Source organism: Streptomyces sp. NPDC026417 (genome assembly GCF_055567695.1).
This window is the reverse complement of record NZ_JBVHPY010000013.1, coordinates 244,329-254,325: the sequence shown is the minus strand read 5'-3', so window position 1 is coordinate 254,325 and position 9,997 is coordinate 244,329. Positions and strand designations below refer to the sequence as shown.

General features: G+C 69.8%; 3 protein-coding genes, 1 tRNA gene and 1 rRNA gene. 4 read left to right on the top strand and 1 reads right to left on the bottom strand.

What is annotated here, in order from left to right:
- The 3 genes from rrf to ACZ4NT_RS21905 form a co-directional block, all read left to right on the top strand.
- A 5S ribosomal RNA gene (rrf, locus tag ACZ4NT_RS21915) occupies positions 1-87 on the top strand; the annotation flags it as partial.
- A gap of 114 nt (positions 88-201) precedes the next feature.
- Entirely contained in the window at positions 202-864 is a 663-nt protein-coding gene (locus ACZ4NT_RS21910) for a DegT/DnrJ/EryC1/StrS family aminotransferase (RefSeq protein ID WP_467727033.1), read from the top strand.
- An 84-nt stretch (positions 865-948) separates the two neighbouring features.
- A tRNA-Thr gene (locus tag ACZ4NT_RS21905) sits at positions 949-1,024 on the top strand.
- Between the two features lie 84 nt (positions 1,025-1,108).
- On the opposite strand, the gene ACZ4NT_RS21900 is transcribed toward ACZ4NT_RS21905, so the two are convergent.
- Positions 1,109-3,856, bottom strand: a complete 2,748-nt coding sequence (locus tag ACZ4NT_RS21900; RefSeq protein ID WP_121406460.1) for a SpoIIE family protein phosphatase — start codon at positions 3,854-3,856, stop codon at positions 1,109-1,111.
- A 343-nt stretch (positions 3,857-4,199) separates the two neighbouring features.
- On the opposite strand from ACZ4NT_RS21900, the gene ACZ4NT_RS21895 reads away from it, so the two are divergent.
- Positions 4,200-9,701, top strand: coding sequence for a HAMP domain-containing protein (locus tag ACZ4NT_RS21895; protein ID WP_121406461.1), 5,502 nt, complete (start codon positions 4,200-4,202; stop codon positions 9,699-9,701).
- The last annotated feature ends 296 nt before the right edge of the window (positions 9,702-9,997 follow it).

Genomic DNA, 9,997 nt, shown 5'->3' with positions numbered 1-9,997 from the left:
GGTTACATTCCGAACCCGGAAGCTAAGCCTTACAGCGCCGATGGTACTGCAGGGGGGACCCTGTGGGAGAGTAGGACGCCGCCGAACAAATTTTAATAGAGCTGGTCCCCGAACTTCGGTTCGGGGACCAGCTCTTTTTTGTTGGGTGTCACTTGTCGTTCACGTTGCGCGACGACCATCCGAGGCATGGGTACAGCTGCAATGCTCAGGGCCGCGGGCGTCGGAGCCGGCGACGAAGTCGTCGTGCCGGCCTTCGGGAACGCCGAGGTCGCCGAAGCCGTGACCCTCATCGGGGCGGCACCGGTGTTCGCCGACATAGACCCGGCGACGTACTGCCTGGACACACCGGCCGTCGAGGACGCGGTGACTCCGCGGACCGCCGCCGTGGTCGTCGTCCACCGCTTCGGGCGGCCGGCCGACACGGCCCGGCTGCACGCCGTCGGACAGCGGCACGGTCTTCTGGTCCTGGAACAGGGCGAGTCCGAGGTGCCGTACGACGAGATCGCGCAGCGCAGGGCGCGGGCCGCGTATCTCGACGCTCGACTCAGCGGCGTACGGACACCGGACGACGGTGCCGGACACACCTACCAGCAGTACGTCGTGCGCGTGCCCGGCAACGGGCGGCCGGACCGGGACGCGTTCGCGCGGGCGGTGCGGGCCAAGGGAATCGACTGCCGGGTCCCCGTGAAGACACCGGTGCACCGCCTGCCCGGATTCCGGCGCGACGTCTGCCTTCCCGAGACCGAACGGGCCGCCGACGAGACCCTCGCACTGCCCGTGGACGCGTCGCTGACCAGGCGCCAGATGCAGCGCATGGTCTCCGCGTGCAACGCGCTCGGGGGACTGCTGCAGCCCGCCTTCTGAATCGGGCGGACTGGTTGGGTGCACGGTTCTGTTCGGGGTATGATCTATTCCGTTGCCGCGAGGGAAACCTCGAAAAGGTGACCTGCCCCCCTAGCTCAGTCGGCAGAGCGTCTCCATGGTAAGGAGAAGGTCAACGGTTCGATTCCGTTGGGGGGCTCCAAAAGAAAAGGCCTCCGCCCATTCGGGCGGGGGCCTTTTTCTCGTTCCGAGGGCTTCCGAGGGCCCGGAATTCCGGGCCTTTCGGTCAGTCCTTCTGCAGGCCGGGCACGCGCATCGCGAGAATCGCCATGTCGTCGGACGGGGCGTCGGAGGCGAAGCGCTCCACGGCGCGCATGATGCGGGCCGCCACCGCGCCGGCGGTCAGCCCCGTGCACGTGGTGAGGACGTCGGCCAGGCCGTCGTCGCCGAGCATGCGGGTGCCCTCACGGCGCTCGGTGACGCCGTCGGTCACGCACAGGAGCACGTCGCCGGGGTCCAGGGTCACCGTCTCCTCGTACAGCTCCAGGTCGTCCATCACGCCGAGGAGCGGCTGCGGTTCTGCCGCGGACGTGACCGTGCCGTCCTGACGCAGGCGCAGCGGCAGCGGATGGCCGGCGCAGACCACCTTGAGGACCGCCGAGCCGTCCTCCTGGGGCCACAACTCGCCGTACAGCAGCGTCAGGAAGCGGCTGCGGGCGCCCTCGTCGAGGATCGCGGAGTTCAGGCGCTCCAGGACGGCCGGACCACCGAAGCCCTCGCGGGCGAGGAGCCGGAGCGCGTGCCGGGCGAGGCCGGTGACTGCCGCCGCCTCCGGACCCGTACCGCAGACGTCGCCGATGGCGAAGCCGTAGGCGCCGTCGCGGATGGGGAACAGGTCGTAGAAGTCGCCGCCGACCTCGTTGCCCTCGCCGGCCGCCCGGTAGATGACCTCGACCTCGACGCCGTCGATCACGGGGAGCTCGGGCGGCAGCAGACTGCGCTGGAGGGACTGGCTGATGGCCGTGCGCTCGGAGTAGAGGCGGGCGTTGTCCAGGGCGAGGGCGGCTCGGCGGGACAGGTCCTCGGCCAGTTCCAGGATCTCCTGGCGGAAGTGCTCGTCCGTCGGCTTGCCCAGGGTGAGCATGCCGATGACGCGGTTGCGTGCCACCAGGGGCAGGACGACCGTCTCGCCGCCGACCGCGGCGGCCGTGGCGAGGGTGGTGCCGATGCCCGAACCCACCGACGGGGACTCGCCCAGGCCGAGGCTGCGCATGGAGGTCCGCAGCGCCGCCTGGTGGGCCGCCTCGGCGGGGGCCGACCAGACGCGGGCGCCGGGTGTCGGGACCGGGTCGGGCGGGTCGATCTTGGAGAGCAGGGCCTTGAGGCCGTCGATGCGCTCCTCGTCCTCGTGCAGGACGTAGGAGAGGTACGGGTCGGAGGACTGGTCGGCGATCGTGTACACCGCGCACCAGGTGGCCAGGGTCGGGACCGTCATCTGGGCCATGAGGGCCAGCGTCTGGTCCCGGTCCAGGGTGCCGGCGAGGAGGTCGGATGCCTCGACGAGGAAGGACAGGGAGCCGCGGCGCAGGCGTTCCAGCTCGCCGAGCCGGGCGGACTCGACGGCCAGCGCGATGCGGTCGGCGGCGAACTGCAGGCGCAGGGCCTCCTCGTTGGAGTATCTGCCGGGCGCTTCGGCCGCGACGCCGAGGGAGCCGGTGAGGCGGCCCTCGACCTTCAGCGGCACGGTGACGACCGAGCGCATCCCGGTGCCGTTCAGCAGGGGGACCGCGCCGGGGACGGCCGAGAGGTCGTCGTGCACGGCAGGCATGCGGGCCGAGCCGTAGCGGCCGGGGCCGGCCTCGACGGGGACCCGGGCGAAGCGCTGGCGGGCGGAGGGCAGGCCCGTCGAGGCGCGTACCTCCAGTTCCGTCTCGTCGTCGGTGGCCAGGAGCAGGAACGCGGAGTCGGCGTCGAGCATGTCGCGGGCCCGCTCCACCGTGCGCTGGAGGAGGCCGTCCAGGTCGTCCGGGGCCGGGGAGCCGATGAAGACCTCGAACGGGTCGGTGGCCTGGCCCTCGGACATCGCGCCCGAGTCGGCGGAGGCGCCGCGCAACGGGGTCTGCAGGACGGCGCGTTCGTGGTTGCGCACCAGGAGGCAGACGGTGGACGGTTCGCCGCCGGTGTCGCGGACGCGGAGGTGCGAGGCGTACACGGCGGTCACCCGGCCGTCGGCGCCGCGGAGGCCGTAACTGCCCTCCCAGCGGGAGAGCTGGAGGGCCTCGACGATGCCGGTGCTGGTGCCGGGGGTGTGCGGCCAGGCGGCGAGGTCCGTGAGCGGTTTGCCGGTGACCTGCTCGGCCGTGTACCCGAAGAGCTCCTCGGCGTCCTCGTTCCACGCGGTGATGGCGCCGACGCGGTCGATCTGGACGACGGCGACGCGCACCCGCCCGTCGGCGAGCGGGAGCAGGGCGGCGGGGAGGGAGGGGCCGGCGGTGCGGGTTCCCACGGCGCGCTCGGGCAGGTCGAGCTGGAACCAGACCTGCTTCTGCGTGGGTGTGTACTCGACGCCCCAGCGGTCGGCGAGGGCCGCGCAGAGCTGGAGGCCGCGGCCGCCCTCCCGGTCGGGGCTGCCCATGTTGACGGCGTTGCCCTGGAGTGGAATCTCGCGTTCTGGGTAGCGGTCCGCCACCTCGATGCGTACGCCGTCGTCGCTGCGCAGACACAGGACGTCCGCGGACGTACCCGCGTGCACCACGGCGTTGGTGACCAGTTCGCTGGTGAGGACCACGGCGTCGTCGACGATGTCGGCGAAGCCCCAGCCCTGGAGGGTGTCACGAACGAAGGCGCGGGCGGTCGCGACCGACCGCCCCAAGGGCTCGAAGCTGGCAGCCGCGCGCGCGGTGATCACAGCACTCCTCGTCCGGTTGTCGGCGTGCAGGGCTCCGGGGTCCACCCGCTCCTGCCGGGGCAGGGGCTGGTTCCCCGTCGGCCGGGGATCCTGAGGCGTTTCCTCAGGATGCAGTCCGGTGGTCATGGTGCGGCGCCCCTCCGATGCCTGCCCGCTCGTGCTCGTGCCACCGCCCAGTCCGGACGGAACCGGCGTGGCTGGACAGCCGCATGCAAGGTTACTTACCTTCGCCGTCCATGCGGATGCCGGTCGCCAGTGTTTCCGTCCAGAGGGTGTGCGGACGATGTGCGAAGCTGCCGAACTGTTATGGCCTGGTTCGGTCGGGGTGAAACACTGGGCAGGCTTGATGAGAAGGTCCGGGCAGGCAGAGGGCCTTCCGAGTGTGCCGAGCAGCAGTACGCCCGGTACGCCGAGCGGGAGTACCTGAGCACGCAGAGCAGTAATGGTCGACCCCTGCGGGAGGGACACAGTGGAGTCTGGCGCAGCGACGCGGGGCACGAAGACGCGCGCGAAGGGCGGACAGTCCCTGAGTGACCAGCGCAAACCGAGGGGTGGTACCACCGCGGTGGACACCGCCGCCCTGAACCGGCTGCTGGCCGCTCTGGTCTCGATGCGGGACGGCAACTTCCGCAAGCGGCTGACCGTCTCCGGCGACGGCGTGATGTCCGAGATCGCGGCCGTCTTCAACGAGGTGGCCGACCGGAACCTGCAGCTCACGGGCGAGCTGTCGCGGGTGCGGCGGATGGTAGGGCGGGAGGGGAAGCTCACCGAGCGGCTGGAGACGGGGGCCTGCGAGGGCTCCTGGGCGGCCGCGATCGACGCCTCCAACGCTCTGGTCGACGATCTCGTACGCCCGGTTTCCGAGGTCGGCCGGGTGCTGTCCGCGGTGGCCGAGGGCGATCTGTCGCCCCGTATGGAACTGCGGGCGCAGGAGCCGGACGGCAACGGGCATCCGCTGCGCGGCGAGTTCCTCAAGGTCGGGCGCACGGTCAACAACCTGGTCGACCAGTTGTCGACGTTCACCGACGAGGTCACGCGGGTGGCCAGTGAGGTGGGCACGGAGGGCAAGCTCGGCGGGCAGGCCCGGGTGCGCGGGATGTCGGGTTCGTGGAAGGACCTCACGGACTCGGTCAACACGATGGCGTACCGGCTCACCGCCCAGGTGCGTGACATCGCTCTCGTCACGACGGCGGTCGCCAAGGGCGACTTGTCCCGGAAGGTCACGGTTCACGTGGCCGGCGAGATGCTGGAGCTGAAGAACACCGTCAACACGATGGTGGATCAGCTGTCCTCCTTCTCTTCCGAGGTGACGCGGGTCGCCCGCGAGGTGGGTACCGAGGGCGAGCTCGGCGGCCAGGCCAAGGTGCCGGGTGTGGCGGGTGTGTGGAAGGACCTCACCGATTCGGTGAATCTGATGGCCGGGAACCTGACGGCCCAGGTGCGCGGGATCGCGCAGGTGACGACGGCGGTCGCCAGTGGTGACCTCTCGCAGAAGGTCACGGTGTCGGCGCGCGGCGAGGTCGCGCAGCTCGCCGAGACGATCAACCAGATGACGGAGACGCTGCGGACGTTCGCCGACGAGGTGACCCGGGTGGCGAACGAGGTCGGCGGCGAGGGGCGGCTCGGCGGCCAGGCGAACGTGCCGGGTGCGGCGGGCACCTGGAAGGACCTCACCGATTCGGTGAACACGGTCTTCCGGAACCTGACCACTCAGGTGCGGGACATCGCCGCGGTGACGACGGCGGTGGCCAACGGTGACCTGTCGCAGAAGGTCAGCGTCGAGGTCGCCGGCGAGATGCTGGAGCTGAAGAACACCGTCAACACGATGGTCGACCAGCTGTCGTCCTTCGGCGCCGAGGTCACGCGGGTGGCGCGCGAGATCGGTGTGGAGGGCGAGCTGGGCGGCCAGGCGCAGGTGCCCGGCGCGGCCGGTACGTGGAAGGACCTCACGGACTCCGTCAACACGGCCTTCCGCAACCTCACCGGCCAGGTGCGGAACATCGCCCAGGTGACGACGGCGGTGGCGAACGGCGACCTGTCGCAGAAGGTCACCGTCGACGTGTCCGGCGAGATGCTCCAGCTGAAGAACACCGTGAACACGATGGTGGACCAGCTGTCGAGCTTCGCCGACCAGGTGACCCGGATGGCCCGGGACGTGGGCACGGAGGGCCGCCTCGGCGGCCAGGCCCGCGTGGACGGCGTGTCCGGTACCTGGAAGGAACTCACCGACTCCGTCAACTTCATGGCGGGCAACCTCACCTCGCAGGTGCGGCAGATCGCCCAGGTGACGACGGCGGTGGCGCGGGGTGACCTGTCGCAGAAGATCGACGTGGACGCGCGCGGCGAGATCCTGGAGCTGAAGAACACCATCAACACGATGGTCGACCAGCTCTCGGCGTTCGCGGACCAGGTGACGCGAGTCGCCCGTGAGGTGGGTACGGAGGGCCGCCTCGGCGGTCAGGCGCAGGTCCCCGGCGTGGCCGGTGTGTGGCGTGACCTGACGGACTCCGTGAACGGCATGGCCGGCAACCTCACCGCCCAGGTGCGCAACATCGCCCAGGTCGCCACCGCGGTGGCGCGGGGCGACCTGTCGCAGAAGATCGACGTGGACGCGCGCGGCGAGATCCTGGAGCTGAAGAACACCCTCAACACGATGGTGGACCAGCTCTCCAACTTCGCCGAGCAGGTCACGCGGGTGGCCCGCGAGGTGGGCACCGAGGGCATGCTGGGCGGGCAGGCCGAGGTGCAGGGTGTCTCCGGCACCTGGAAGGACCTCACGCAGTCCGTGAACTTCATGGCGAACAACCTGACCATTCAGGTGCGCAACATCGCCGAGGTCACGACCGCCGTCGCCAAGGGCGACCTGTCGAAGAAGATCACCGTCGACGCGAAGGGCGAGATCCTCGAACTCGTCACCACCGTCAACACGATGGTGGACCAGCTCTCCAACTTCGCCGAGCAGGTGACCCGGGTGGCCCGCGAGGTGGGCACCGAGGGCAACCTGGGCGGCCAGGCGCGGGTGCCGGGCGTCACGGGCATCTGGAAGGACCTCAGCGACAACGTCAACGTGATGGCCAACAACCTGACCAATCAGGTGCGGAACATCTCGCAGGTGGCGACCGCGGTGGCGAACGGCGACCTGACCAAGAAGGTCACGGTCGAGGCGAGCGGTGAGGTGGCGCAGCTCGCCGACACCGTCAACACCATGGTGAAGACGCTGAGTTCGTTCGCCGACCAGGTGACCCGGGTGGCCCGCGAGGTGGGCACGGACGGCATCCTCGGCGGGCAGGCGCGGGTGCCGGGGGTGTCCGGTACCTGGAAGGACCTCACCGAGTCGGTGAACGGGATGGCGTCGAACCTGACCGGCCAGGTGCGCAACATCGCGATGGTCACGACGGCCATCGCGAAGGGCGATCTGACCAAGAAGATCGACATCGACGCGCGCGGCGAGATCCTGGAGCTGAAGACCACCATCAACACGATGGTCGACCAGCTGTCGTCCTTCGCGGAGGAGGTCACCCGCGTCGCCCGCGAGGTGGGCACCGAGGGGCAGTTGGGCGGCCAGGCGCGGGTGCGTGACGTCGACGGCACCTGGCGCGACCTCACCGAGTCGGTGAACGAGATGGCCGGGAACCTGACCCGGCAGGTGCGCGCCATCGCGCGCGTGGCGACCGCGGTGACCCGCGGTGACCTGAACCTGAAGATCGACGTGGACGCCTCGGGCGAGATCCAGGAGCTTCAGGACTACATCAACAAGATGATCGCCAACCTGCGCGACACCACGATCGCCAACAAGGAGCAGGACTGGCTCAAGGGCAACCTGGCCCGTATCTCGGCGCTGATGCAGGGACGGCGCGATCTCGACGACGTGGCCTCCCTGATCATGAGCGAGCTGACGCCGGTGGTCTCCGCCCAGCACGGCGCCTTCTTCCTCTCCATGCCGCTGATGGACGGCAAGGACGCGGCCGCCCAGGACGAGGAGGCGTACGAGCTGCGGATGCTCGGCTCGTACGGCTACTCGATGGGGTCGATGCCGACGTCGTTCCGGCCGGGTGAGGCGCTGATCGGGACGGCTGCGCAGGAGAAGCGCACGATCCTGGTGGAGAACGCGCCGAGCGGTTACCTGAAGATCTCCTCCGGGCTCGGGGAGGCGCCCCCTGCCCAGGTGATCGTCCTGCCGGTGCTCTTCGAGGGGACCGTGCTCGGGGTGATCGAACTGGCGTCGTTCACGCCGTTCACGCAGATCCAGAAGGACTTCCTGAACCAGATCGCCGAGATGATCGCGACCAGCGTCAACACCATCTCCGTCAACACCAAGACGGAGCTGCTGCTGAAGCAGTCCCAGGAACTGACCGAGCAACTCCGAGAGCGGTCGGCGGAGTTGGAGAACCGGCAGAAGGCCCTCCAGGAGTCCAACGCCGAACTGGAGGACAAGGCCGAGCTGCTGGCCCAGCAGAACCGCGACATCGAGGTCAAGAACACCGAGATCGAGGAGGCGCGGCAGGTCCTGGAGGAGCGCGCCGAGCAGCTCGCGGTGTCCATGCGCTACAAGAGCGAGTTCCTCGCCAACATGTCGCACGAGCTGCGCACGCCGCTCAACTCCCTGCTGATTCTGGCCAAGCTGCTCGCCGACAACGCGGACTCCAACCTCACTCCCAAGCAGGTCGAGTTCGCCGAGACGATCCACGGCGCGGGCTCGGACCTGCTGCAGCTGATCAACGACATCCTCGACCTGTCGAAGGTCGAGGCGGGCAAGATGGACGTCTCGCCGACCCGGATCGCGCTGGTGCAGCTCGTCGACTACGTGGAGGCCACCTTCCGCCCGCTGACCGCGGAGAAGGGGCTCGACTTCTCCGTGCGGGTCTCGCCGGAACTGCCCGCCACGCTGCACACCGACGAGCAGCGCCTGCTGCAGGTGCTGCGCAACCTGTTGTCGAACGCGGTGAAGTTCACCGACTCGGGGGCGGTGGAGCTGGTCATCCGGCCGGCCGGGGCGGACGTTCCCGTGGCCATCCGGGAGCAGCTCCTGGAGTCGGGTTCGCTGCGGGACGCGGACGGCGACCTGATCGCCTTCTCGGTGACGGACACCGGCATCGGGATCGCGGCGAGCAAGATGCGGGTGATCTTCGAGGCGTTCAAGCAGGCGGACGGCACGACCAGCCGCAAGTACGGCGGCACGGGCCTGGGGCTGTCCATCTCGCGAGAGATCGCGCGGCTGCTGGGCGGCGAGATCCACGCGCAGAGCGAACCGGGGCGCGGCTCGACCTTCACGCTGTATTTGCCGCTGCACCCGAGCGAACTGCCGCCGCAGGGCTACGGGCAGCTGGCACCGGCGCTCGGAGCCGGCGAGCTGCTCGCCTCCGAGGAGGAGCCGGCCGGGCCGGACATCGAGACGCCGGCCGAGGTGAGGTCGTACCAGGACACCCAGAACGGGCCCGCCGCGCTCTTCCGGCGGCGCCGCCGGGCGGTTCCCGCGGCCGAGCAGCGGCCGGGGCTCACCGCCCCGCCGGCGGCCGGGGCGGGCCAGGGGCAGGAGCAGTGGCCGGCCGGCGGGCAGCAGGAGGCGGCACCGCGGCCCAGGTCCGGCATCCGCTTCGACAGCGAGAAGGTGCTGATCGTCGACGACGACATCCGCAACGTCTTCGCGCTCACCAGCGTCCTGGAGCAGCACGGCCTGTCCGTGCTGTACGCCGAGAACGGCCGCGAGGGCATCGAAGTCCTGGAGCAGCACGACGATGTGACGGTCGTCCTGATGGACATCATGATGCCGGAGATGGACGGGTATGCGACGACTACGGCGATTCGCCGGATGCCGCAGTTCGCCGGTCTGCCGATCATCGCGCTCACCGCGAAGGCGATGAAGGGCGACCGGGAGAAGGCCATCGAGTCGGGCGCCTCCGACTACGTGACGAAGCCGGTCGATCCCGATCACCTGCTCTCGGTGATGGAGCAGTGGATGCGCGGACAGTGATCGCGCGGCCGGGACGGCTACTCGGTGTCAGCGGCCGGGTCGCCGGGGCGGGCGGTCGGATCCCGCCGCCGGGCGGCCCGTTCCGCCGGCTCCGGCCGCCCGGCCGTCCGCGGGGTGCGCCCGACGTGCCATGACTCAGGGTGGTCGAAGCCGTGTAGAAACCCGGGATTCGGGGAACCTTCTGGTCTCCCGCTACGTTTCTGCTACGTGCACAGTGACATCGCGGTGACAGGGTGTGGCGACAGGCGGGGTGCGGCTACCATGACCGGCACAAGGACGGGCGGCGCAAGGGAGTC

Coding starts and splice junctions, on each gene's coding strand:
- ACZ4NT_RS21900 (WP_121406460.1), bottom strand. CDS start 3,856: ATGACCACCGGACTGCATCCTGAGGAAACGCCTCAGGATCCCCGGCCG.
- ACZ4NT_RS21910 (WP_467727033.1), top strand. CDS start 202: ATGCTCAGGGCCGCGGGCGTCGGAGCCGGCGACGAAGTCGTCGTGCCG.